The sequence below is a fragment of the Methylomonas sp. 2F7 genome (genome assembly GCF_057126975.1).
Genome location: NZ_CP195203.1, coordinates 2,863,716 through 2,889,652 on the forward strand (window position 1 = coordinate 2,863,716; position 25,937 = coordinate 2,889,652).

The following is a 25,937-nucleotide window of genomic DNA, read 5'->3' on the forward strand; positions in this document are numbered from 1 at the left end:
ACCTGCCTATCTAAAATGGTTTCCACCGTTCCGGCTTATTTAACCGCGTTGTCGCTCACTGCCCATTCTCACCCGCAAAATCAGATTTTTCTTTTGCTTCCTGAGTTCAAGAATGTCTTCGACGTTTTTTTCGTTGAGAATCTGATTCTTTAAATACAAGACGTCGTTACAAATAATCTCTGCGGCTTCCATGCCTGCTTGCAACTGGGTCCAGGAAATTTCGATTATCGGCCGTTCGTCGACAGTTTCCGATTCGGCGAGCAGCGCCAGAAAGGTATCGACCACCAGTGGGTCGTAGTCCTTGGCTTTTTTACTTAGCAAACGCACTTTCACTTGCTCGGTCGTAATCGCGGTGCCAGTGATCGAGCCGTCCAGATAATTGATATAGTCGCGCACCACCGTCAATATCCTGGCACCCAAGGGTATCTCCGAGCCAGCCCAACCCAAAGGTTGGCCGGAACCGTCGAAATGTTCGTATTGGGCGGCGATTAGTTCCGCGGCGTTATGCAAGGTTTCCAGGCCTTTCAATAGCGCCTGCCCTTCCAACGCGTGGTTTAAATAGCGTTTGCGTTGCAGGCTGTTCATGCTTAACAAAGACTGGGTCAGCAAACTGTCCGGTAAGCTCATTTTGCCGATTTGCAGCAACAGGCCGGCATACACTAAATCCTTCAGTGCGGCGGCATCCATGCCCAGCCGCCGCCCTACTTCCCTGGCGTTTTCCGCCACATATTTGGCATGGCCGCTTTTGATACCTGGCCGCATTTCGATGGTTTTTGCGAACACCTTAACCGAATCGGCATACTGTTTTTTCAAGGCATCGTGGGCTTGATCGATCAGCTGCAAGGACTTTCTCAGCTGTTCGGTGCGTTTTTCGACCTTGTCTTCCAAACCGGCGTTCAGCTCTTTCAACTCCTGATTTTGCCGGTTGATAATATCGAACAGTTGCCGACGCTCGTCGCGCAAGCGCTTTTGTTCCAGCGCGTTGTTCACCAAAATTTTTAGCTCGTTGTCTTCCCAAGGCTTGCTGCAATAACTGTAGATTTTGCCTTTGTTGACGGCGGCGATGGTCGATTCAATGTCGGCATAGCCGGTCAATAAAATCCGCACGATATTTGGCCAGCGTTCGGCCGCTCTGGTCAGAAACTCGGCACCATCCATCTGCGGCATGCGCATGTCGGAGATAATCAAATCGATAGGATGTTGCGCCAAAATTTCCAGGCCGTCGGCGCCGCCCTCCGCCATATAGACTTGATATTCCGCACCGCGAAACAAGCGTCGCAAAGCCTTCAATACATTAGGCTCGTCATCGACGAATAATAAGTTGGCAACGGTTTGCGGGTCTTGGGAAAGCTCGGTCATGGCACGGCTGCGATATTCGTTAACTGGCAGGGGTACAGGTCGGCAAATAAATTCGGAACCGAGTCCCTCGGCCGATTTCCGAATCTATCTCGATACGACCATGATGGTCCTGGATGATTTTATAAGATAGCGACAAGCCCAAGCCGGTGCCTTTACCGACCGGCTTGGTGGTAAAAAATGGATCGAACATCCGCGCTCGGGTTGCTTCGTTCATACCCTGGCCGTTATCCTCCACTTCGACCCACAGCCAATCGGCATCCTGATAACCGGTACGCACCGTAATTTTGCCGAAGTCCTCAATGGCTTGCGCGGCGTTCACCAACAGATTCATAAATACCTGATTCAGCTGCGCACCGACGCATTCGAAAGGTTTGATACCGCCGTATTCCTTCACCACTTCGGCCTTGTATTTCAGTTCGTTGTTGACGATATTCAAGGTGGCATCGATACCGGCTTCCAAATCGAACATTTCCCGGCCCTGCTTATCGATCCGGGAAAAATCGCGTAGATCCTGGACGATTTTCTTCGCGCGAGTCGCGCCTTCCAGAGACTCTTCCACCAGATCGGCGGCGTCACCTTTCAGAAAATCCAGATCGACCGCATTTTTAAACTGTTTAAAAGCCTGCGCGTCCGGGTGGTTATCCGCCAACTGCCCGGCCAGACGCTCAGCCAACTCGGCGGCCTTGGTGAGTTCTTGTATGTATTGTTTAAGGCTATTTAGATTGGAATAAATATAACCGAGTGGATTATTGATCTCGTGCGCCACCCCGGCGGCCAATTGGCCGATTGAGGCCATTTTTTCCGATTGCACCAGATGGGCCTGGGTTTCCTGGAGTTGCTGATTGAGCAAGGTTTGTTGGTTTTTTTCCATCTGCAGAGTCTGGTTCGCCTCTGTCAGCGCTTGGGTGCGCTCGCGAACCCGTTCTTCCAGTTGTTGGTTCAGTTTCAGCAAAGCGGTTTCCGCCTGCTTTTGCGTGCTGATGTCCATCCCACAGCCCATCAAGCCGGCAAATTTACCGTTCTTGCGCACCCTGGGCACGGCGGTTTCCAAAATCCAGGTTTCCTTGGCATCCGCGGTACACAGCCGGTACTGAATCTTGAACTTGGTCAATTCCAGCGCGGCTTGCTGATAAGTCTGCACCACCTTGTCCCTATCATCCGGGTGTATCGTGTTCAGCCATTGCCGGCGGTCGACAAAACCGCGTTCGATGTTAAAGGTTTTAAACCAGAAACGATTGCAAAAAATCGGCAGATTTTTGGAGTTGGTGATCCAGATCAGGGCCGGGAGATGGTCGGCAAGTTCCTTGAAACGCTCTTCGCTTTCCCGCAAGGCCGAGTACAAATTACTGTGCAAAATATCGACATGTTCATCCTTATCGATAAGAATTTGCGCGGCATCCACACCCTGGTTCAGGCTGATCGCCATCAGTTTGTCGGTTTTTAAAATATGGTGGCACAGCCAGTCCACCAAAAAATCCAGCAAATCCTTGGAAATAACGGAAATATCCGTTTGAGCCTCGATCTGCACCTGCTGCACTTTGTCGATAAAATCTTGATGTTGCTGGCGGTGCTCGGCAAGCAATCGCGGATTAAAATTTACATCCGCCATCAGTTGCTCTTCATGCTGAAAATGATAAACCGAGTAATCGAGCAGTTGTTTGACGGTATCGATGACAGTTTGCAGATCGGCGCCTAATGCGTTTAGTTCGTCCAGCCGATTAATCAGCCCGACCAGATGCCGATGCTGATTATCCACACTGTCTATGCCGACCAGCAGTTGGTCGTTCCACGTTAAAATACTCATCCGCGATCCATTCTTAGCAGGGTCAAGTCTGATTACCGACCTCTGGCATTATGGCACAATGCATTTACTCTGCCGGTTTTTTCAAGACTCAGGTTTATTGGTATGGATATTCAAGATTTCGACGGTTTACGCGCCTTGCTGGACTCAACGTTTCCGAAAACCTGCCGCAGTTGCGGTTACGTATATATCTCGGCCGAGCAGTTTTTTATCGAAACCCAAGACATGCCCCATGGTCGTTCATCGTTACGGTCGGCCATCGAGGACGACGGCTTAATTCTAGTGGAAGTATTCAGAAACTGCCGCTGCGGCTCCACGCTGATGGACGAGTTCGGCTGTCGGCGAGATCAAAGCGAAAACGGCGTAAAACAACGCCTGGCTTTTGAGAATATGTTGCGTGCCATGCAAGCGCGAAACATCTCCACAGACGCTGCCCGCATGGAGATCATCAAGTTTTTACAAGGTCAACCCAATACGCTGGTGGCAATGCTAAATATCGAACTGCTCCCCTAGCGATGCATTACCGGCCGGAAACTCTTAGCCTTGCATGGCTTCCAACTCATCCCAACGCTGATAAGCCTGGCTCAGATCGGCCTCGGCAGTCTGCAATTGCGCCAGCTTGGCGGCCACCGCATCCGGGCTCTGTTTATAAAAATTGGCCTCGTTCATTTCCGCCGTCAGCTGAGTTTGCAGGGTTTCCAACTGTTCGATCAGCGCCGGCAGTTGTTCCAGTTCCCTCTGCTCCTTAAAGCTGAGCTTCTTGGCCGGGCCGGCTTTGGGTTTTTCTTTTTTTACGGCATGTTCGGCGGTTTTTACCGCTTCAGCTTTCTTGTTCTGCTCCATCAGGGCAAACCAGTCGGCGTAACCGCCGATATATTCTTCGACCCTGCCCTCGCCTTCGAACACCAACACGCTGGTCACAACGTTATCCAAGAACTCCCGGTCATGACTGACCAGCAATAAGGTGCCTTGGTACTCGACCAGTTTTTCTTCCAATATCTCCAGGGTTTCCAAATCCAGATCGTTGGTCGGTTCGTCCATCACGATAAGATTAGCAGTCTTGGTAAACAAGCGCGCCAGCAACAAGCGATTTTTCTCGCCGCCGGACAGACTTTTGACCGGTGAACGCGCCCTGGCCGGCGCGAACAAAAAGTCGGCCAGGTAAGACATCACATGTCGTTTGCCATCCGGCGTATCGACAAACTCGCCGCCATCCAGCACGCTGTCGGCCACCGAAATATCCGGGTCGAGCTGTTCGCGCAATTGATCGAAATACGCGATTTGTAGATTGGTGCCCAGCTCTATAGTGCCGGTGGTGGGTTGCAATTGGCCGAGCAGTAGCTTCAATAAGGTGGATTTGCCGGCGCCGTTGTTGCCGATCAAACCGATCTTGTCGCCGCGCTCGATGCGTAGCGAAAAATCTTTGATGATGGGTTTGTCCTGATATTGAAAATTCACATCGATGGCTTCGACGACTTTTTTGCCGGACGCTTCGCCTTTGTTCAAACTGAGCTTGGCGGTGCCTTGGGTGTTGCGCCGCTCGGAACGTTCGGCGCGCAAACGTTTCAAGGCTCTAACCCGGCCTTCGTTACGCGTGCGCCGGGCCTTGACGCCCTGCCGGATCCAGACTTCTTCCTTGGCCAGCTTCTTGTCGAACTCGGCGTTTTGATTGGCTTCGTCTTCCAGAGCCGCTGCCTTGCGCGCCAGATAATCTTGATAATTACCGGCCCAGGACGTCAATTGACCGCGATCCAAATCGATAATGCGCGTCGCCAGTTTTTGCAAAAACGCCCGGTCATGGGTGACGAACATCACCGCGCCCTGGAAGGCCAGGATTTGCTCTTCCAGCCAGGCTATGCTTTCGAAATCCAAATGGTTGGTTGGCTCGTCCAGCAATAACACTTCCGGATCGATTACCAAGGCCCGCGCCAAGGCCACTCGCCGTTTCCAACCGCCGGACAGGCTGCCAACCAGCACATCCGCCGGCAACTGCAATTTGCTTAATACTGCTTCGACGCGGGTTTGAAACTCCCAACCGTTGTCGGCTTCCAGTTTGTGCTGCACATCACCCAAGGCTTGCAGCGATTGCTCGCTGCCGTCCATGTGGTGCAGCAGTTCGTGATAGCGGGCAATCAAATGGCCCAGCTCGCCCAGTCCGCCGGCCACCGCTTCATAGATGGTTTCGTTTTCGTCCAAATTGGGCGACTGCTCCAGCCAAGCCAAACGCAGCTCCGGCTGTTTCCAGATTTCGCCGTGGTCGGCATGAATATCGCCGGCGATAATTTTCATTAACGTGGATTTGCCCTCGCCGTTGCGGCCCAGCAAGCCGACCCGCTCGCCGGCGTCGAGTTGAAAGGCGGCGTTATCGAGCAGCGCGTGGGTGCCAAAGGCGATGGAAACATTGGTTAAGCGGATTAAAGGCATTTGTTTTGTAGGTAACGTCTGAGTAAGTCCAGCGCCAGTAAGGCGGCCTGGTTTTGTTTGGATTTAAGGGCGCCATAGGCATTGAGCTGGGTCGAGACCACGCCGCTGGGTGTTGCTAATGCATTGTAAAGGACAATGGCTTTATCTTTATCCCGATAGTCTGCGGCGCTGCCGCTAAAAAGCTGAACTAAGGCAAAATCGGTTTGCTCGCGGGCTTTGAGTTGTTCGGCCCAAATTTTGGCGATGGGCAGTACATCACCGCCTCCCGCTTCACCTGCACCGGTATTGCGTCCCCAATCCAGATTAATTTCAACGCGCCTCAACCAGTCGCATCCCAAGCATTTGGCGGCTAACTGGCCCTGGCTGGCGGTTTCCAGCAAGGCCAGGGAATAGGATTTCCGGCTCATGGCTTTGCTCACGACGTCCAGCAGATCGCCTTGCGCTTCGTTTAGGCCGTCGATGGCAAACACGTAATCGCCGATCCGCTCCGCAACGGCGGCCACACAGTCACGCTTTTCTTGCTCGGGAAAACTGCTGGCAAACAACAGTTTGGTCTGCACCTCATCGACTGCGGCACGGAACCCAAGTTGCACGCCGTCCGGCAAATCAAAATCCGCCAAGCACTGCTGAATCGCCGATTCGCCTATACCTATGCTGCGTAGGCTAACCAAACACTCCGGCTGCAAATCAAAACGCTCCAGTAATTGCTGCCTTACAAGAGTGGTGAACATATGCTTCATTTCCGAGGGCACACCCGGCAAAAACACAAACCAGCAGCGTTTAAATTGCAGGGCAAAGCCCGGCGCGGTGCCGTAAGCGTTATCGATGCGCATCGCAGACTGCGGCAACAGGGCTTGCTTGCGATTGGCTTCCGGCATCACTCGATTGCGACGCGCGTAATACTGTTGAATGTCTGCAAAGGCCCGGGCGTCGAATTGCAATGACTGGCCGCTGGCAATACTGACCGCCTCGGCGGTGAGATCGTCGCTGGTCGGCCCTAGGCCGCCGGTGCAAATACAGCAATCGGCCCGTTCACCGATCTCCCTAAACAGGGCAACCAAATCTTGCAGGTTGTCGCCGACCGCAGTATGGCGTTTTAGGGTAAAACCCATTTCAACCAATTGCCGGGAGAGCCAAGCGGCATTACTGTCCACGGTTTGCCCGCAAACGATTTCCTCGCCTTGCGAGAATATTTCGGCTATCTGTTTCATAACACCCGATACCAGAGCGGTAAGCTCACTAAACTCAAGGCCGTCGTCACCGTCACGGCCATCGCATATAAACCGCTGTCCAGCTTATAGCGGTCGCATAACACGATGCCCATCACCATACTCGGCATGGCTAGATCCATCACGGCCGCCGCCCTGGGCTGGCCGGTCAAATTGAGCAAATTTGCCAGCCACAACGCAATCAGCGGCATCAGCCATAACTTAATCAATGCGGTGGGAGCGATGAACGGTAAGTTGCGCACACGTATATCCCGCCAACTAAGCGCCAAGCCTAAAGAAAAAATCATCAACGGTGCCACCGCTCCGGAACATTTTTGCAGTAAGCCACCTACCCAGAACGGTATCGGCACCTGATTAAGGTTTAACACGACCGCGACAAAAGCGGCCCAGAACGGCGGCGCATTAAAAAACGCCAAGAGCGATTTGGGTTTTGGTTCCCCGGTTGCTCCGTAATGGCGGGCCAGCATTATGCCTAAGGTATATACCAACGGCGCTTCGGCAAACAAATCGATCTGGATGACCAAAGACCGGGTCCAGTCGCCGAAAATCTGCTCCAATACCGGCAAGCCCAGGTACGTGACGTTTGGAAAAGCTGCCGCCAAAATCACCGCCCCGGTTTGCGGGTTTTTAAATCTAAACAACTTAGCAAGCAGCCAACTTGCCAAAATCGACAACAAGATACTGATAGAACCCAATGCTGAATATTGTAACGATTGCCAGCCAATATCCGCCCGCCACAGCACATCCAGCACCATAACCGGCATAAAAAAGTAATAAACCACACTGGTTAACACCAGCCGGGTTTGGTCTGCCGACAAACGGTTAGGCGTCAAGACCCGCCAACCGGCACCGCACAGCATCAGCACGGTCATTTGCATCAAGGTTGTATTCATGCCGCGCATTTTATCAGGCTGGCGGCGGTGACACGCGGCTAAAGCATTAGCCCTAGTAATTGGCTAAATATGCTAATCGCCACCCGGCGCTTGGGCTACTGCCTTGTCGAGTAGTAGTTCGAATTGATCGGCCGGAACCGGTCTGGAAATTAAATAGCCTTGTCCGTAATCGCAGCCCATTCGATTTAATAGATCGTATTGTTCCTGGGTCTCTATACCTTCGGCGACGACTTTGATGCCTAACTTGTGCGCCATCACCACAATGGCTTCGCACAAGGCCATGTCACTGGAGCCGGCCACCAGACTTCTGACAAACGCCTGGTCTATCTTGATGTAATCGATGTCGAATTTTTTCAAATAGGCCAAGGACGAATAACCGGTGCCGAAATCGTCCAAAGCCACTTGCATGCCGGCATCGCGAAACGCCAACAATTGTTCGCGAGTGCTATTGCTGGCATCCAGTATTAAGCCTTCGGTGATTTCGACTATCACGCTCTGGCCTGGTAATTCCAGCTCCCGCAGCAAGACTATCCATTGATTGGCTTCCATGGCTTGCTTGCGGAACTGTACCGGCGATTTATTCACGCTGATCTGGAAATCCGGATGGTAGGTTTGCCGCCATTGTTTGGCCTGACGCACAGCGGTGTCGAAAACCCAATCGCCAATATCAACGATAACCCCGGTATCTTCGGCAACCGGAATAAATTCGGCCGGGCTAACCATTCCCAGCGTCGGATGCTGCCAACGTAACAAAGCTTCCGCTTTGGCGATGCTGCCGCTAGCGAATTCGATGATCGGTTGGTAATGCAGTAAAAACTGCTGCCGGGCCAGCGCGCCGTGCAAATCGTTGGCCAGCCGCATGCGCAGTTGGGCGTTCTGCTGCATCAAGGCAGTGAAATATTGGTAACGGTCGCGACCCTGATTTTTGGCGGCGTACATCGCCTGATCGGCATTTTTTAATAAAGAATCGGTATCCAGCGCATCGTCCGGATATAGGGCAATGCCTATACTCCCGGAAATGTAGGCCGTCTCATTTCCCAACCGAAACGGTTCCGCCAAGCCCTGCAAGATATTCCGGGCGATCCGGTTGACGCCTTCCACTTGGTCCAACTCGCCGAGAATCACGGTGAATTCATCGCCGCCCAGCCTGGCGATGCTGTCGCAATCGCGCACGCAGCCGCTGATGCGCCGCGCCGCTTCCTTCAACAACACGTCCCCCATGAAGTGGCCCATGCTGTCATTGACATCCTTGAAGCGGTCCAAGTCCAGAAACATCAAGGCCACATGCCTACCATGCCGAAAAGCCTTTTTGATTTCCTGATTGAGCCTATCTAAAAACATATTGCGATTCGGCAAACCGGTCAGCGGATCGAAATTGGCTTGCCGCCAAATCAATTCTTCGGATTTTTTCCGGTCGGTAATATCCGCGATCAAGGCCACCCGCCTGTGCACACCACCGCTCTCATTCAGAATGGAGTTGATAGTTACCCACTGGATGCAATCCTCGCCGTTCTTGCGACGGCCGCTGATTTCGCCGGCCCACTGACCGTTGGTATTGATTACCCGCAAGACGGTTTTGTAGAAAGCCTGATCATGAGGCTCTGTAGCGCCGCCGACAAAGGCGCGGCCTATCACTTCGTCCGCCGAATATCCGGTTACCGTGGTAAATGCCGGATTAACCGTGATGATAGTGCCCGTGGCATCGGTGACCATCATTGCTTCACTACTGTTCAAATACACCAAGGCCGCCAGTTGCATTTCCTCTTCGGCGCTTTTCCGCGCGGTAATGTCCTCGTACACACCCAACACACCAATAGTCTGTTGTTGCAAATTACGTAAGGGCACTCTTGAGGTTCGCAAATGCATGGTTTTACCTGCCGGCCCCATTAGCATTTCTTCGTAATTCAATTTTGCCGTATTACTCTCTATTACCTGCTTATCGTCTGCTCGATATAAGTGCGCTAAATCTCGCCAAACTAATTGCTCATCGGATTTACCGATCAATTCGGCGGGGCTATCTAGCCCGGCATCCCTACTGAAGGCTAAGTTGGCCCCCAGATAACGGTAATTCAGGTCTTTCCAGAATACGCGGCTGGGGATGGTGTTGATGACGGTTTGCAGCATGTTTACCGAATCGGCTAGTTTGTGCATCGCTTCCAACCGTTCGGAAATATCGCGCAAAATCAGTAATTGATTACCTGCCAAGCTATCGCCCAATAAGACGATGTCAACCAACACCATCCGGCACCTGCCATCCTTGCAACACACTTTCAATTCCGCGGTTTGGCTGGACTCGGCCGCGGAATGGGGAACACGCTGATAACTGTGCCAATTAGCGATGACCTGCTGCCGATATTCGGCATCGGGATGGGCATGCCACCACCATTCCGCCAAGGTCGGAATATCGCTTAGCGTATACCCAAACGTTTTCACGAAAGCCGAGTTCAAATAATTGATATTGCCTTGGCTATCATGCAGTACATAAGCAATTGGCGACTCTTCGATAATTGCATGAAATTTGGCTTCGCTACCGGACAGCGCCTGATGGGCTTGATAAAGCCTCTGGTAAGGCAGTTGGATGCTGTTGAGAAATACCGAACGGTAGATCAGGCCATAGGCGACTACTTTATAGATGTGGCCGAGCAAAATATATAAATCGGTCACGCTGGCATAAAAGGTCACGAACAGCTCGCTCATGGCCATGATAGCGGCAGCCGCCGCCAAACCAGCCGGATCGTAAGAATGTTGACGGCGGGTTTGGAGTAAATAGCCGATGGCACTGAGAGCATAGACGCCGGCCAATAGATATTCGCAGGCTTTTTTAACAGACGTTAAGCCCTGAACTGCATCAAAGGTGCGCGGTAACCAGTCCTGATGGAAAAACACCAGCCAGCAACCCAGAACAATATAGAGCAGCACACCGCTCAACATCAATGAGCGCGATACCGGTGATATTTGCCTGCTTGGCACCAGCAAACCCATCACTAAGCCTAGCGCCGCAAACGCGCGGGCCATCAACCAAAAAGCGATAGCTTTTTCCGGATCGCTTTCGGTGATAAAGGCCGGCATGCCACTGAAAGACAGGGTATGCATTAAATCCAGGACCGCCACGCCTAAGAAACAGCAGGCCAGCATCATGAATCCGGCGGAGTTTTCCTTTTGATAAACGCTCCAACCCACGGCGAAAACCAATGCGGAAATCACGATGGAAAAACCTTCCATCAAGGTATGTACGCCTAAGGATTGGCTGACAAACGGCCGCAAGGATTCCGATAGCGGAAAATACAAGCTAAGCAACTGCGCAAGTAAAAGTAGTAGCACCGTCCAAAGCAGAGGCCTGGCCTGGTTTTGTTCGCTATATTGCTCCACAGTGTTCCCTTGCTGTTTGCCGGTCTGCCAATATTATGTAGACTTAAGTCTGTTAGCGGCTAGTGTTATTGTTATGTTCTATCGATAGTGCGATGGGTACTGTCAATTCATCAGCAGGCTCATTCAATACGCTAAAGCGCGCCAATGTTGTCTAAGTCTGTCGATTTGCGCGACATCCAGTTGCGCGGTGCGGGAATGCTCCCGACACAAGGCGCCGCGAAACCCCAAATAATCCGGACTTAACTGCACTAAACTCGCTACATCGTCGGCTCGCAAGGAACCGGCCAAACCACTCAGCAAGCCCAGACTGGCGACTCTATCGACAAAACTCTGCAATTCGTCCAGGGTCATCAGCCGCGTCAACGAGCCGAGCTGTTTATCGGCGGTATCCAGCATCACCCCGCGAAAACCGGCCTTGGCTAAGGCATCGATCATCGCAAAATCCGGGCGGGTATCGGCAAACAATACCGCGACCAAGGCCACTCCCTGCTCGGCAAGCGTTTGTAATCCCGCAATGCAGGCCTGCCAGTCACCACCCGGAAAAAAACCGATCTTCACATAATTTACCCCGGTAGCCGCCATGGCTTGCACGGCCGGCAGGATCAATTCGGGCTGCATCGGTAAATCGCCGATAGTGGCGCTAACACAGCTACCCGGTTGCAAGTGGCGAACAATTTCGGCAACCTCGGCAACGTCCAACGCCCCCAACGCGCCGCGAGCCGGTTGTTTTAAATCGATAATGTCGACGGCGGCGGCCTCGACCAACAAAGCTTCGGCCAAACTATTCACGCTAGCCAACATCGCGGTCATACTTGCGCTCCCCGGCGATGTTGCTCAATAGCCGTCATTAACCAATCCCAAGCCTGACGCTCACGCTCGCCGGCGGTTTTATCCAGACCGATGCGCAAATAATCCAGCTCGGCTTGAATTTTCTCCCAAGGCAATCTATCCAGCCGGCTGATTAATATCGCCGCTTCCAGCACCGAATATTGCGCCCGGTTAAAGCCTTGGAACGGCTTATGGTTGACCGTGTGCACAGCGCGGCAAAACAATTTCGGCCGGGTGTCGTCGTCTTCGCTTCCGACAAGCTGTAGTTCGGTATGCGCCAAGCTGTCGGCTAAATAATACCCTGCGACTTGTTGGGCGGGCAATAAGGGCCAGTTCCTACGCCCGGTCAGACAACCGGCAAAAATCCGTACATCGTCGCAATAATTGATGACAGCGGTTTTGTTAGCCAGCAGATTATCCAGCGTGGTCGAGGGCCGAAACGGCAAGATAATGTATTGATCTTGTTCAACATGCACCCCCATCGGCGCGATGTGCGTATCGCCTTGCAGATTGACGGTGGTGACGAGGGTTTCTTGAATCATGGTGGTTTAGGTCTATCCTGAAGCGTGAAATGTTGCCGGTTTACCGGCAAACCAACGCGCAATTTTAATCTCGCCGGCTACCCTTGGGGATTTTTTTTCCAGCCGGCGCATGCAGGATGCAATTTCGATCAACATTAACCAGGCCAGACGATTATGCATGCTATAGATATTGCCGACTTATCGATTTTGCTGATTGAACCTTCAGCCACGCAATTAAAAGTCATCATGCAGCACTTACGTGACGAAGGAATTGCCAAAATCGAAGGTGTTGCCAATGCGGCAACTGCACTAGAAAGCTTGCATAATCATCGCCCGGATTTGATTATCAGCAGCCTGTATCTGCCGGATATGATGGCTACCGAACTGGTCGAGCATCTGCGCGGCGACGAGGCTTTGAGCCATGTCCCCTTCATGCTGATTTCCAGCGAATCGAGTTTCGCGGTGCTGGATACCATCCGCCAGGCCGGCGTGGTGGCGATTCTACCCAAGCCCTTCGCTCACGACGATTTGAAAAACGCCTTACGGGCCACTATCGAGTTCATCGATCCGCAAGAAATCAGCCTGGAACATTACGACATCGAAAACGTGCGGGTCTTGGTGGTTGACGACAGTCCGCTGGCCCGCAAGCATATCAGCCGGGTGTTGAACAATATGGGCATCGTCAAAATCACCCAGGCTCAGGACGGCAAGGAAGGCGTTGATGTATTCGCTCGTGACCAAAACGCCTTCGACCTGATCGTCACCGATTACAATATGCCGGTGATGGACGGCCAGCAGTTGATAAAAACCATCCGCCAGGATTTGGGTAATTCCATCGTACCGATCTTGATGGTCACCAGCGAAGAAAACGAAACCCGCCTCAGCAATGTCCACAAAGCCGGGGTCTCGGCGATTTGCGACAAACCTTTCGACCCGCAGACCGTTAAGGAAATGTTGTTTCGGGTGTTGGAACCGGATTGAAGCTTGCTTAAGCTTTATCCCGATTAACCGCCCCATCCGCCAACAGCTAGAGACCGGCGGCCTATCCCTTTTCACCTGCCATAACTCGCCCTTGGTCTGCACTCTTGGGCTCTGCCGGTCTGTACCAAGTAAGCGCTTGTTAGGCCAATGCTTGAGCATATCTTCAGCTAATTAACATCCCTTCATAATCCAACATATCTCTGCCACCGCTGCCAAGCAAGCGGGAGTCTCTTTCCGTTCTGACCGCTTGCGTCAATCCGACCAACAGCACTATACTGCTCATAAAAGCAGTAACTATATAAACAGTATGAAACCACTTACCGACCGCCAACAAGAAATCCTGAACTTCATCGAGCGCAGTTTGCTACAGGACGGCTTTCCGCCGACTATCGCCGAAATCGCCGCTGCCTTTGATGTGCGCTCCACCAACAGCATTCGCGGCCACTTGCAGGCTTTGGCACGTAAGGGTGCCATCGAACTGGTACCGGCCGCCTCGCGCGGTATCCGCCTACTGAAACCGACGCCGGCTCCCGAGCAAGGCTTGCCGCTGGTCGGCCGGGTGGCGGCGGGTCAGCCGATACTGGCCGAAGAACATATCGAGCGCTATTGCCGCCTGGGACCGGAGTTGTTCGACAACCGCGCCGATTATCTGTTGCGGGTACAAGGCATGAGCATGCGCGATGCCGGCATTCTGGATGGCGATCTGTTAGCCGTGCAACGCACGCCGGAAGCGCGTAACGGCCAGATCGTCGTGGCGCGGATTCACGACGAAGCCACGGTAAAGCGATTGCGTCTGGACAGTAAAACGCATATGGCTTATCTGGAACCGGCCAATCCGGATTTCACGGTAATCGTAGTGAATTTGCAACGCGAGCCTTTGGTGATCGAAGGCGTGGTGGTCGGCGTGATTCGCAGCGGGCTATGAATGCAAACGCCTTGGACCAACTCTTGCGCTCGCAAACCGGCGTCTGGCGCGGCTTGCGTTCGGAACACCAAGCTTGGCCGGTCATTCCTTCCGGCTTTGCCGAGCTTGATGCCTTGCTACCAGGTGGCGGCTGGCCCTTAGGCGGCGTGTTGGAAATTCTATCGCCCTGCTTAGGCATCGGCGAATTAAGCCTGCTGCTGCCGGCCATGGCCGGCATGACGCAAAGCAAACGCTGGATAGCCTGGATCGCCCCGCCGCAGCAAGCTTACGCACCGGCATTGGCGCAGGCCGGCATCGATCTAGCCTATGTTCTGGTAGTAGACTGCCGGCAAGAGTCGGATATTCCCTGGAGTCTGGAAAAACTACTGCGTAGCGGCCGCTGCGGCATGACTTTGGCTTGGCCGCGCCGGCTCAGCGATCATCAAATCCGCCGCTTACAATTGGCCGCCGAAGCCGGTTCCGCGTTGGCAGTACTGTTTCCAAAGCAACGTAGCGGCAGCGGCTATACGGCATTACGTCTGGAAGTCAAGCCGGCGGAGACCGGCCTGGCCTTGCACATTTTGAAGGCGCGCGGCAGTTTGCAACGCGCGTCATTAATCTTGCCGCTATAAGAAAACGATGGCTGCAACCGCCAAAGCACTATCGCCAACCCCGGCGCACCGGGTCGATGCCATTGCCAAACCCAACGCAGCCAATAGCCAACTTTGGTTATGCGCGTATTTTCCCGACTTGGCTTTGGCCGCACTGCATCTGGATTTAGATCAGGCCGTCACCTGTTCGGCGCAGAGCAAAGGCCAAACTCCTTTATATGCGGTCTCGGAAGCAGCCCGGCAAGCCGGCGTCGAACCAGGCATGGCCCCCGCTGCCGCTTTAGCCCTGTGTCCCGGCTTGAGCATTCGGAACCGCGATCCGTTCGCCGAACGCCAGGCATTACAACAACTCGCCGAAATTGCGCTGGATTTCAGTCCCTGGGTCAGCCTGGATCAGCCGGACTGCCTGCTACTGGAAATTCGTTCCTGTCTGACCCTATTCGGTGGTGTAGAGCGCTTACAAGATAAGCTAAGAACGGCATTGCAAACCGCTAGGCATCGTCCGCTCATCGCCATTAGCCCATCCCCAGCTGCCAGCACCTTACTGGCAAGACTAAGCTTGGAAATTATAGTCACCGACCGCCAGGCCTTGCGCTCGGCACTGGGTCCGTTGCCCATCTCAGCTTTGGCGCTGGACGATAAAATCTTACGCCGGCTATTCCGCACCGGCATTCGCCAACTCACCGACCTGTGGCGCTTGCCGCGCGACGGTCTGACCAAGCGCTATGGCGCCGTGTTATTGCAACAACTGGATAGACTCGCCGGCCAACAAACTCAAGTTTTACAAGCTTTCCATCGTCCACCCCACTTCCAGGCCAGCAGAGAGATGCCGATCGAGTTGGAACGTATCGAGCATTTCTTTCCGGCTGTCGAACAGCTGGCCGGCGAATTTGCCGCATTTCTAAAAAACCGCGACGCCACAACACTAGGCATCACCCTGGAACTGCACCATTACGACCGTCCCGCCACTCGCTTAGCATTGGATTTTCGCGCGGGCAGTCGCGACCCTAAACACTGGTGCGGCTTGCTGTACGAAAAACTGGAACGCTCGCCGTTACCCGCGCCGGTGCTGGCCGTTACTTTGCAGAGCGAAGCCATAGCGCCGTTTCAGCCGGAACGCTTTAGCCTGTTCGACGACCACGAAACCCCAGGCAGCGAAGCCGAATGGCAAGCGGTTTTGGATCAGTTGCAGGCCAGACTGGGCCATCACGCCTTGACATTTCCAGGTATGCAAGCCGACCATCGCCCGGAACGCGCCATGACCGACATGCCAAACCGGCTGACCGCAAATCCCGATTTAGCGCCTCGACCTTTGTGGCTGCTGACTAATCCCGAACCGGTGCGGCTAAGCGGCCTTAGCCTGCTATCCTCGCCGGAACGCATCGAGTCCGGCTGGTGGGACGACCTGCCGATCCGCCGCGACTATCACATCGCCCAAGATAAACGCGGTCGTAAGCTGTGGGTATATCGCGATTTAACCGCCAGACAACAGTGGTTTATCCATGGCCTGTTCGGATGAGGCCCGCGCGCCAAACCTCGGTTTTGCGGAATTGCACTGCCTGTCCAACTTCAGCTTTCTGCGCGGCGCCTCGCATCCTGAAGAACTGGTCGAGGAAGCAGCCAGCCTGGGTTACCAGGCACTGGCGCTGACCGACGAATGCTCACTGGCGGGCGTGGTAAGAGCGCATCTGGCAGCTAAGAAACACAATATCAAACTGATCATCGGCAGCGAGTTTGTCTTGGAAGGCGGTCTGAAACTGGTCTTGCTGGCAACGGATAGAAGCAGCTACGGCAACCTGTCCGCCTTGATTACCCTCGCCCGCCGCCAAGCCGAAAAGGGCAGCTATCGGCTGACTAGACCCGATTTAACCAAGCATTTTCCGCAAGGCTGTCTGGCCATCTGGTTAGCCAACGACCAATTCATGGCAGACGATGGCCGCTGGTTGAAAAAGCTGTTTGCCGACGATCTGTGGCTGGGGATCGGCCTGTTTCTATCCGGCCTCGACGCAAGCTATTGCCAACAGGCTCAAGCTACGGCTAGGCAATTAGATATTCCAATTGTCGCTTGCAACGATGTGCATATGCACCGCCGCTCGCGCCGGGCTTTGCAAGATACACTGACCGCAATTCGCCTCAGCCAACCCTTATCACAACTGGGCTATGCCTTGTTCACCAACGGCGAACGTCACCTACGCCCCCTGCCCCAGCTGGCCGAGCTTTATCCAGCGGCATGGCTGCAACAATCGTTAATCATTGCCGAACGCTGCCAATTCTCGCTGAACGAATTGCGTTACGAGTATCCGCAAGAACTGGTGCCGGATGGGCATACGCCCACGTCCTGGCTGCGGCATTTGACTGAAGCCGGCGTTCGCCAACGCTGGTCGCATGGCGAGCCGGCAAAAGTCCGCCAACAAATCGAACACGAGCTGGCTCTGATCGCCGACTTGGCTTACGAGCCGTATTTTCTGACTGTACACGACATTGTCAGATACGCGCGGGAACAAGGCATCCTCTGCCAAGGACGCGGCTCGGCGGCTAATTCGGCGGTGTGTTTTTGCCTAGGGATCACCGAAGTCGATCCCGGCCGGATGAATCTATTGTTCGAGCGCTTCTTATCCCGCGAGCGCAACGAACCGCCGGACATCGATGTCGATTTCGAACACGAACGCCGCGAGCAAGTGATTCAATACATCTACCAAAAATACGGCCGGCATCGGGCCGCGTTGGCCGCCACGGTGATTACTTACCGCACTCGCAGCGCGGTACGAGATGTCGGTAAAGCCTTGGGCTTGAATCTGGCGCAAGTCGAACGCCTGGCCGACAGCGTGGATCGATGGGATGGCTATCAGCTAATGCCGGAATCGCTGAAAGAATGCGGTTTCGACCCGGACAGCCCCATAGTGCAACGCCTGGCCGTACTAGTCGAGCAAATCAAAGGCTTTCCACGCCATCTGTCGCAACACGTCGGCGGCTTCGTGATCGCTCGCGACGAGCTCTCACGCCTGGTGCCGGTAGAAAATGCCGCGATGACCGACCGCACCGTGATTCAATGGGAAAAAGACGACCTGGAAGCGATGGGCCTGTTGAAGGTGGACGTGCTGGCGTTGGGCATGCTCAGCGCGATTCGTAAGGCCTTGGAATATCTTGGTCAATATTGCCGGCCGCCCCAGCACCAATATCCCTTTGTTGAAGAGAATTGCAAAAACTCCCTCTCCCGCCGGGAGAGGGCTGGGGTGAGGGGATATTCAAATCATAACCACCGCCCTCATCCTAACCTTCTCCCGGAGGGAGAAGGGACTGTTTCGACTTTTATCACCCCTACCGAAGAAACAGGCTCACCTAACATCGCTTGGACCCTGGCCGATATTCCCGCCGAAGACCCGGCGGTATACACCATGCTGCAACAAGCCGACAGCATCGGCGTGTTCCAAGTCGAGTCGCGGGCGCAGATGACCATGCTGCCGCGCCTGAAGCCGCAAAACTATTACGATCTGGTCATCGAAATCGCCATCGTCCGCCCCGGCCCGATTCAAGGCGAGATGGTGCATCCTTATCTGGCGAGGCGCAAGGGCCTGGAACCGGTCGATTATCCCAGCCCGGAAGTTAAAGCCGTTCTGGAGCGCACCCTGGGCATCCCGATTTTTCAGGAACAAGTCATGCAATTATCTATGGTCGCCGCCGGTTTTACTGCCGACGAAGCCGACCAACTACGCCGAGCCATGGCCGCGTGGAAACGCAAGGGCGGCCTGGAGCCGTTCGAGCGCAAATTACTGGACGGTATGCGATCGCGCGGTTACAGCCAGGAGTTCGCCCAGCGGATTTTCCAGCAGATCAAAGGCTTTGGCGATTACGGTTTCCCGGAATCGCATTCGGCCAGCTTTGCCTTGCTGGCGTATGTCTCGGCCTGGTTGAAATACCATCATCCAGCGGCGTTTTGTTGCGCTTTGTTGAATAGCCAACCGATGGGCTTTTACGGACCGTCGCAATTGGTGCAAGACGCCCGCCGCCATGGCGTAGAAGTGCGCCCGGTGGATGTGCAAGCCAGTCAAAGCCAATGTTCATTGGAGTTTCCCGCCAACGCCGCGCCGGCCATACGCTTGGGATTTAATCAAGTCAAGGGTTTATCGGCAATCGCGGCGGCAAAGATTATCCAGGCCCAAGGCCGACAAACATTTGCCAATGTTACCGATCTCGCCGCGCGTGCCGGTCTGGATCGGCAAGATTTGGAATGCTTGGCAGCGGCCGATGCTTTGAAAAGTCTGGCCGGCAACCGGCATCGTGCCTTTTGGGCGGCCAGCGGAGTGGAAGCAGCCACACCCGTATTTGGGGTAGCGGAAATCACCGAAGCGACGCCGCTATTAAAAGCCCCCAAACCGGGCCAAGAGGTATTGGCGGACTATGCCAGCACCCGACTCAGCCTCCGCGAGCATCCGTTAGGCCTGCTGCGCGAACGCTTGCGCCGCCGAGGTGTGACCACCGCCGCCTCCTTATGGCAACGGCGCAATGGCAGCATCGCCCAAGTCGCCGGCTTGGTGATATGCCGGCAGCGACCGATGACCGCAGCCGGCGTGACCTTTGTCACCCTGGAAGACGAAACCGGCCAAGTCAATCTGGTGGTCTGGCCCGCCACCGCTCTGGCACAACGCAAACCCTTGCTCAAAGCTCGTCTGCTGTCGGTAACCGGCACCATCCAGCAAGAAGACGGCGTGTTGCATCTGGTCGCCGGCAAGTTGGAGGACTGGAGCAGTTGGATTGGAGAATTGGCGAGTAAATCGCGGGATTTTCATTAAAGCGCCAAATATTAAGAGAATAGTTTTTATCCCTTAACCCAACTCGACTACTCGCAGTCCAAGTCCGCAATATCCGCAGCCAAGGCACACCCCCAACTGGCGGGATAAAACCCAGTATCTACGAAACGTTGAAACGAACTGTGCGGCCATTCCCCGGGAGACAAGGCCAAACCATGTTTGACGGGGTTGTAATGGATGTAATCCAAATGCTTATTAAAGTCGGATTCGTCACGGATGCAATGCTCGAAAAAACGTGGTTGCCAAATGGTTTTTGCACCGTCTTTTTTCACACTCGCCGAAACTCTTTCGAGAAAAAGCAGTTTTAATCATTTGCCACCGGGTTGAATAATCGAAATCGCCCTCCGGCAATAGCCAGAGGCAATGCAAATGATCAGGCAAAATGACGGCAGCGGTTATGTCGAAAGGTCGTTTGCATTTAACCTCTTGAAACGCCTGACGAAGCAACGCAACCCGCTGAATACCGGCGAAAATCGGTTGGCGACGATATGCCACAACCGTAAAGAAATACAAGCCGCCAGGAACATACAACCGCCTATAATTGCTCATAACCCGCTTTAAGATTATTTTTCAGCCTAGTCCAGGGCAGACATTTCCGACAAAAATCACCGTCCTAGTGTAGGCCAGAATAAGCCGATAGGCGTTTCTGGCAATTACACGCTTGCCGGAAACGCTAACGCTTATTCCGGCCTACATGGCTAATTTGAACAGCCGCCAGGCTGGCCCGAAGGGCGAAAACCGGGGATGGTTTTCGTAGCGAAAGCTCTCGCCCGCAGGCGCAAGAACCGGCATTCAATTAAGCTTCGCAATAGGGGAGCGTTGTTTTTGACTTTGGAAAACTACCAACTATAGTGAGTTGCGAGCAACCTTTGCAGCAACTTTGCTGGTAATTGTTTTGCAAGCGCCAACCAAGAGCTCTCATCCGCAATTAAGCGCCGTATAAGGATAATATCAAGCCATATAGAGCTGAGAAATGTTGAAGAATTTGTTTAAGAAAAAAGTTTCGGCTATTGAGTCCACAACTGACTATCCAGCGGTCAATCTCACGCCAACCGACTTAGAAGAACTCAAAAAGATATTAAGAGCGGCACTTCCGAATATCCAAGCAGAAAATAACCCACTTGCTTGGTCTTGGGATCCGGATTTATGGGTGTCCGGCAAATTGCATTACCTAATCCCACACGAGGTCGCAACTACAAAGGATATTGCCGAATTTCTACTATATATCCGTACCGCGTCGCTGACTTTTCCAGGAGGACCATTCATTTGGGATCTCAATTCGCTGGACAATTTAGTGTTTCTACCAACGAGCAACGCGGAACGAAAGCAAAAGCCCGGCATCTTTGCCGCAATTCATTCGGCCAGCGACGAACCATACCAAGCCTACTGCCAATTCGTGGCAAAAATTCTAAGAAACATCAAGAACAACCATGACGAAACCTTAGCCAATAGCGAGAACAGCGTGCAAAGGCGAGCATTGGCCGCTATGAGATCGGCGGCTCAAATTTTGGATTTTCAACGTAGTTTGCGTGCTGGACTTGTCAGCACAAGTCCCGAAAACGTCAAATACTTCCTAAGTGATACCGACGAACTCTTGTTCGGCAGGCCTGATAGACCGGCAACCGTAAAGGTCAAATTCCAACAAGAATCGGTATCTGTGGTGCTCCCGAACTACGTGCGTATTTCAAAAACGCCCGCAGACCAGATCGACGCAACCTTTGGCGAGGATTACATCTGTAGGCTTGAAATTTCGAGAGTCCACTCAGATGGTCCGGAATATCCCGAAGAATTTGGAGTATATCTGGTCAAACAATCTGCTGCAAAGCAAGGGATGACGGTCAACTACTCTGCCGACGGCAAGGCGATAATTCCAGTCCCGCCTTTAATAAAACAAGAACGCGACCAATTTTTTCAGGTTTTTCATTTCACGATCGGCACTAAGCGAAGCGTATTCACCATGACCCTGACGTGCCCCCCACTACAAAATCTTCCGGAACAAGAAAAGACTCGAATCAACGAAATCATTAACGGAGTGATCGCAACGCTGACCGAAGAGAATCCGACCTCAAAACTCCACTGAACTATTAAGATCATCACTCCGCGGCGGACACGGCTTGCCAACTGCGGTATCGATTAGTTCAACGCGACTACAACCCCACAAATTCCATCAAAGCGGCCAACTCCTTGGCCTCCAGCTCGTAAAACGAATGCGCCCTAACCCGCTCCGGCAAACCGACATCACCGTAACGGACCCGAATCAAGCGGCTGACTTTAACGCCTTGAGATTCCCATAAACGCCGTACCAGACGATTCCGCCCCTGCTTCACCGTGGCATAAAACCATTTATTAGCCCCTTCGCCGGCGTAAAAGCTGACGTCTTCGAAATGCGCGGGGCCATCTTCCAGTTCCACGCCTTGTTTCAAGCGCGCCAGCATGGCATCGTCCACTTCGCCTAAAATCCGCACCGCGTACTCACGTTCGACTTCGCGCGACGGGTGCATCAAGCGGTTGGCGAGTTCGCCGTTATTGGTGACTAAAATCAAGCCGGAGGTGTTGATGTCCAGACGGCCAACCGCAATCCAGCGACCCACTTGCAGGCGCGGCAGTTGGGTAAAAATCACCGGGCGGCCTTCCGGGTCGCGGCGGGTAACCAGTTCGCCGACCGGCTTGTGATACACCAGTACCCGGGTCGGCTGCTCGGCGTATTTTTCCCATTTCACCACCCGACCATTGATTTGAAGATGGTCGTCGGGTTTTAAGTGGTAACCCGGCTGTACCGGATTACCGTTGACGGTGAGTTTGCCTTCTTCTATCCAGCGCTCGATTTCGCGCCGCGAACCGACGCCGGCCCTCGCCAGTAGTTTCTGGATGCGCTCACCGCCGGCAGGTGCGGCTTTAGTGGAGGGTAAGGTTTTCGGCGCCGAGGCCGGCTTCGATTTGGGCGTCGAACTCGGTTTCCGAGCCTGCGGTTTCTGGGTCCGTTTGTCCTGTGGGGCTGACGGGTTGTTCGATCTCGGCGGTTTGCGGTCTTTCACTGTGGTCCTGCTCAGGTTGCGGTTGAGGCGAGTTGCCGAAATCGAAATTGACGATTTCTTCCAACGTCGGTAATTCGCTCAATGAGGTTAAATTGAAATAATCCAGAAATTGTTTGGTGGTGCCGAACAAGGCCGGCCGGCCCGGTACTTCCTTATGGGCGATGACGCGAATCCACTCGCGCTCCAACAGGGTTTGAATGATGGAACTGCTGACGCTAACGCCGCGAATGTCCTCGATTTCGCCGCGCGTCACCGGCTGGCGGTAGGCGATGATGGCCAGGGTTTCCAGCAGCGCGCGTGAATAGCGAGCCGGCTTTTCCTCGAACAAGCGCGTCACGTAAGGCGACAGACCTTCGCGCACCTGAAACCGGTAGCCGCTGGCCAATTGCCGCAGTCCGATGGGCCGATCGGCGTAGTCGCGGGCGATTTCATCCAGGGCCATTTGCACCGACAAAGTATCGGGTTGCTCCAGTTCCGGAAAGGTTTCCTGGATCTGCTTAATCGTCATCGGCCGATTGGCGGCAAACAAAATGGCTTCCACAATGCGCTTGGTGTTCATGTCGCACTCTTTAATTATGTCGGGCTGTAATCGGTGGCGTTCGACCAGGATGGGTTCGACAGTGCTGGCGCGAATAACCTCAGACCAGCGCTGCGGCAAGCGGATTGCACGCCTAGCCTGGCTAACGGCCGTGGCCTCCGGCGCAACTGGCTGCCAGCTAGTCTGCCAAACAGGCAGCAAGCGTACCGCTTGCCGACGAAACTTGGCCACAGGGACAGGTTCGCTAGGTTCGCTGGCCGGTAAAACCGGAATGCGTGCCTTACCGGACCAGGCCAAAGGAAAACGCACGGCGCGCCGTTTGACCGGGACAAATATCGTGACCGGCTCAGGCTTGATGCGAGGTTTGCGGGGCGTTCTGGGTTTGGCTGCGGGAATAACATCATCGACGACGGTTTCAGCTAACTGTGAATCAGTCCCCGGTGCCGCTATCGACGCGGATTCTGACCTGGATGCCGGCGTAAGGTTCGGGCTGGAAGATGTCGATGATGCGTTCCTTGGAGAGTTCAAGGATGGCAAGAAACGCGACAACCACTCCGTTTTTTCCTTCACTTCGGGTAAAACACGCTGCGAAAGGGAGCTGATTTGCTCCGTTAAGTTTTTCCAAAATGGCTGCCATTCGTTCACGGACTGATAGGGGTTCTTTGGTTATTTGATGGTGACTAAGCCTCTCGGCACGCTTCAATATATCCTGGAAGGCCAGCAGGAGTTCCTTGAGCTGCACATCCGGCAGAATTTGCTTAATATCCACGGTCGAGGTATCGACAGCGAATTCAAAGGTATCACGCTCGTTTCTGGGCAACAGATCGATCTCTTCGGCGACTTTTTTGATCGCTTCGTATTCCTGTAATTTACGGATCAAAAACGCTCTGGGGTCTTCCTCTTCTTCCTCGCTTTCCGGCTGTCTGGGCAGCAGCATCCGCGATTTGATCTCCGCCAGCAGCGCGGCCATCACCAGATATTCGGCGGCCAGCTCCAGACGCATATTTTCCATCATGTCGATGTAGGCAATATATTGCTTGGTAATCTGGGCGATGGGGATGTCGAGAATATCCAGATTCTGCCGGCGAATCAAATACAACAGCAAATCCAGCGGTCCTTCGAACGCGTCCAGAAAGACTTCCAGCGCATCCGGCGGAATGTAGAGATCGTCCGGTAAATCCTGATAGGGCTGGCCTTGAACCAGCGCCAGCGGCGGCAGCGCGGCTTCAACCGCTAATGCTACTTCGTTCAAAACTACATGCCCGCCAAACTAAAAAATAATTGTTGGGCGTAGTACATTGGATAAGCCAGCAAATATTGCAACACGTCGGTAGCAAGTAATATCAACAAAAAAATAAAACCAAACCGTTCCAATCGATTGTACTGCCAAGCCCAATAATCCGGCAGCAATCCGGATAAAATCCGACTGCCATCCAACGGCGGAATAGGCAAAAGATTGATCAAAGCCAAAACCAAATTGATGCTGATCCCCGCAACACCGCTGTAGATCAACGGGAAGGAGATATATTCGATTTCCAGCATCACGCCGATTCTAGCCAGCAAAGCCCAGGCCGCCGCCATCAACAAATTGGATAAAGGACCGGCTACCGCCACGATCGCCATAGCTTGGCGCGGCTTTTTAAACGCGCGAGGATCGACCGGTACCGGCTTGGCCCAACCGAACACAAAACCGGTAAAGGTCAGCAACAATAAACCGGGAATAACCAGCGTGCCTAGCACGTCGATATGTTTGAGAGGATTCAGCGTTAAACGGCCTTGGTCGGCGGCGGTGTTATCGCCCAACTTCTTCGCCACCCAACCGTGCGCCACTTCATGACCGGTAATCGCAAAAATCACCGGTAAAATCCAAACTACGATCCTTTGTATCAGGGTTAATTCGTCCATCATTTGTTTTTCACTCCAACATCGGCGCAATACCGATACCTTGCCGAACAATTTCAATCGACTTGTCGCCGCACGCGATGACGGTAGTGGGTTGATATTCGATCACCCCGACATCTATTACCAGGGCCAAGTCTTTTTCCAGCCTTTTTCTGATCTCGTAAGGATCGGCCAAGGGCTCGCTATCGCCGGGCATCATCAAGGTGGATGTCAACAACGGTTCGCCAAGCTGCTCGACCAAGGCTTGAGCCACCGGATGATCAGTGATCCTGACGCCTATGGTTTTCTTTTTCGGATGCTGCAAACGGCGCGGCACTTCGCGCGTGGCATCCAGTAAAAACGTAAATGGGCCGGGCGTCAGCTTTTTGATCAAGCGATGAGCTTCATTGCCCATTTTGGTAAAGTTGGAAACCTGCGACAGGTCGGTACACAACAGCGTGAAGTTATGATTATCATCCAGCCGGCGCAGGCTGCGAATTTGATCCATCGCCGCCTTATCGCCAATCTGGCAGCCCAGTGCGTAGGAAGCATCGGTGGGATAAACGATGACCCCGCCGTTCCGCAAAATATTAACGGCTTGTTGAATCAAGCGCGGCTGCGGGTTTTTCGGATGAATTTCGAAATATTGCGCCATGGGCTAAAAATATCGGCTTAGGTAAAACGCCATTGTACCTTAGAAGGCACTTAAAAACGTCGCGACGCAGTTTTAGCGGCTGGTCAAAGAGGCTAGCTCA

Annotated in this window: 20 protein-coding genes and 1 pseudogene; 7 read left to right on the forward strand and 14 right to left on the reverse strand. The window is 53.6% G+C overall.

The window, feature by feature from the left end:
• Positions 1–39: 39 nt before the first annotated feature.
• Together nosR and ACR64Q_RS12705 are read right to left on the reverse strand one after the other, a co-directional pair.
• Entirely contained in the window at positions 40–1,359 is a 1,320-nt protein-coding gene (gene nosR / locus ACR64Q_RS12700) for a response regulator c-di-GMP phosphodiesterase, NosR family (RefSeq protein WP_313732274.1), read from the reverse strand.
• 19 nt (positions 1,360–1,378) lie between these two features.
• A complete protein-coding gene (locus ACR64Q_RS12705; protein ID WP_026601202.1) occupies positions 1,379–3,163 on the reverse strand; it encodes a bacteriohemerythrin in 1,785 nt (594 codons plus the stop codon).
• A gap of 102 nt (positions 3,164–3,265) precedes the next feature.
• On the opposite strand from ACR64Q_RS12705, the gene ACR64Q_RS12710 reads away from it, so the two are divergent.
• Positions 3,266–3,673 carry a hypothetical protein gene (locus ACR64Q_RS12710; RefSeq protein WP_313732273.1) on the forward strand — a complete coding sequence of 136 codons (408 nt, stop codon included), beginning with the start codon at positions 3,266–3,268 and terminating at the stop codon, positions 3,671–3,673.
• 24 nt (positions 3,674–3,697) lie between these two features.
• On the opposite strand, the gene abc-f is transcribed toward ACR64Q_RS12710, so the two are convergent.
• From abc-f to ACR64Q_RS12740, 6 genes are all read right to left on the reverse strand, one after another.
• Positions 3,698–5,584, reverse strand: coding sequence for a ribosomal protection-like ABC-F family protein (gene abc-f / locus ACR64Q_RS12715; protein ID WP_313732272.1), 1,887 nt, complete (start codon positions 5,582–5,584; stop codon positions 3,698–3,700).
• Positions 5,575–6,795, reverse strand: coding sequence for a competence/damage-inducible protein A (locus ACR64Q_RS12720; protein WP_313732271.1), 1,221 nt, complete (start codon positions 6,793–6,795; stop codon positions 5,575–5,577). The genes abc-f and ACR64Q_RS12720 overlap by 10 nt, the downstream gene beginning before the upstream one ends.
• The gene (locus ACR64Q_RS12725) at positions 6,792–7,706 is read right to left on the reverse strand and encodes an AEC family transporter (protein WP_036276945.1); all 915 of its coding nucleotides are present in this window, start codon (positions 7,704–7,706) and stop codon (positions 6,792–6,794) included. The genes ACR64Q_RS12720 and ACR64Q_RS12725 overlap by 4 nt, the downstream gene beginning before the upstream one ends.
• Positions 7,707–7,778: 72 nt before the next feature.
• Positions 7,779–11,075, reverse strand: coding sequence for a bifunctional diguanylate cyclase/phosphodiesterase (locus ACR64Q_RS12730; RefSeq protein ID WP_026601207.1), 3,297 nt, complete (start codon positions 11,073–11,075; stop codon positions 7,779–7,781).
• 123 nt (positions 11,076–11,198) lie between these two features.
• Positions 11,199–11,885, reverse strand: coding sequence for a (5-formylfuran-3-yl)methyl phosphate synthase (locus ACR64Q_RS12735; RefSeq protein WP_026601208.1), 687 nt, complete (start codon positions 11,883–11,885; stop codon positions 11,199–11,201).
• Positions 11,882–12,445, reverse strand: a complete 564-nt coding sequence (locus tag ACR64Q_RS12740; RefSeq protein ID WP_026601209.1) for a DUF447 domain-containing protein — start codon at positions 12,443–12,445, stop codon at positions 11,882–11,884. The genes ACR64Q_RS12735 and ACR64Q_RS12740 overlap by 4 nt, the downstream gene beginning before the upstream one ends.
• Before the next feature lie 153 nt (positions 12,446–12,598).
• On the opposite strand from ACR64Q_RS12740, the gene ACR64Q_RS12745 reads away from it, so the two are divergent.
• The 5 genes from ACR64Q_RS12745 (at position 12,599) to ACR64Q_RS12765 (ending at position 19,710) form a co-directional block, all read left to right on the forward strand.
• Positions 12,599–13,405, forward strand: coding sequence for a response regulator (locus ACR64Q_RS12745; RefSeq protein WP_026601210.1), 807 nt, complete (start codon positions 12,599–12,601; stop codon positions 13,403–13,405).
• Between the two features lie 307 nt (positions 13,406–13,712).
• A complete protein-coding gene (lexA, locus tag ACR64Q_RS12750) occupies positions 13,713–14,330 on the forward strand; it encodes a transcriptional repressor LexA (RefSeq protein WP_313732268.1) in 618 nt (205 codons plus the stop codon).
• Entirely contained in the window at positions 14,327–14,941 is a 615-nt protein-coding gene (gene imuA, locus ACR64Q_RS12755; RefSeq protein ID WP_026601212.1) for a translesion DNA synthesis-associated protein ImuA, read from the forward strand. Before lexA ends, imuA begins: the two co-directional genes overlap by 4 nt.
• A 7-nt stretch (positions 14,942–14,948) precedes the next feature.
• On the forward strand, positions 14,949–16,439 hold the full coding sequence (locus ACR64Q_RS12760; protein ID WP_313732267.1) for a Y-family DNA polymerase: 1,491 nt from the start codon (positions 14,949–14,951) through the stop codon (positions 16,437–16,439).
• Positions 16,423–19,710, forward strand: coding sequence for an error-prone DNA polymerase (locus tag ACR64Q_RS12765; protein WP_313732266.1), 3,288 nt, complete (start codon positions 16,423–16,425; stop codon positions 19,708–19,710). Before ACR64Q_RS12760 ends, ACR64Q_RS12765 begins: the two co-directional genes overlap by 17 nt.
• A 47-nt stretch (positions 19,711–19,757) precedes the next feature.
• On the opposite strand, the pseudogene ACR64Q_RS12770 reads toward ACR64Q_RS12765, so the two are convergent.
• Positions 19,758–20,277 (reverse strand): annotated as a pseudogene (locus ACR64Q_RS12770) (REP-associated tyrosine transposase).
• A gap of 424 nt (positions 20,278–20,701) precedes the next feature.
• Here ACR64Q_RS12770 and ACR64Q_RS12775 point away from each other — a divergent pair.
• Positions 20,702–21,808, forward strand: coding sequence for a hypothetical protein (locus ACR64Q_RS12775; RefSeq protein ID WP_313732265.1), 1,107 nt, complete (start codon positions 20,702–20,704; stop codon positions 21,806–21,808).
• 67 nt (positions 21,809–21,875) lie between these two features.
• Here ACR64Q_RS12775 and rluB read toward each other — a convergent pair whose 3' ends face one another.
• The 5 genes from rluB to ACR64Q_RS12800 all read right to left on the reverse strand — a co-directional run bounded on the left by rluB (position 21,876) and on the right by ACR64Q_RS12800 (position 25,837).
• Positions 21,876–22,598 (reverse strand): 23S rRNA pseudouridine(2605) synthase RluB, encoded by a 723-nt coding sequence (rluB, locus tag ACR64Q_RS12780; protein ID WP_081733903.1) that lies wholly within the window; start codon positions 22,596–22,598, stop codon positions 21,876–21,878.
• A 25-nt stretch (positions 22,599–22,623) separates the two neighbouring features.
• A complete protein-coding gene (gene scpB / locus ACR64Q_RS12785; protein ID WP_483823331.1) occupies positions 22,624–23,322 on the reverse strand; it encodes an SMC-Scp complex subunit ScpB in 699 nt (232 codons plus the stop codon).
• A 409-nt stretch (positions 23,323–23,731) separates the two neighbouring features.
• Positions 23,732–24,553, reverse strand: coding sequence for a segregation and condensation protein A (locus ACR64Q_RS12790; RefSeq protein WP_313732263.1), 822 nt, complete (start codon positions 24,551–24,553; stop codon positions 23,732–23,734).
• A gap of 2 nt (positions 24,554–24,555) precedes the next feature.
• Positions 24,556–25,209 carry a site-2 protease family protein gene (locus tag ACR64Q_RS12795; protein WP_026601220.1) on the reverse strand — a complete coding sequence of 218 codons (654 nt, stop codon included), beginning with the start codon at positions 25,207–25,209 and terminating at the stop codon, positions 24,556–24,558.
• Between the two features lie 7 nt (positions 25,210–25,216).
• Entirely contained in the window at positions 25,217–25,837 is a 621-nt protein-coding gene (locus tag ACR64Q_RS12800) for an L-threonylcarbamoyladenylate synthase (RefSeq protein WP_026601221.1), read from the reverse strand.
• Positions 25,838–25,937: the final 100 nt, after the last annotated feature.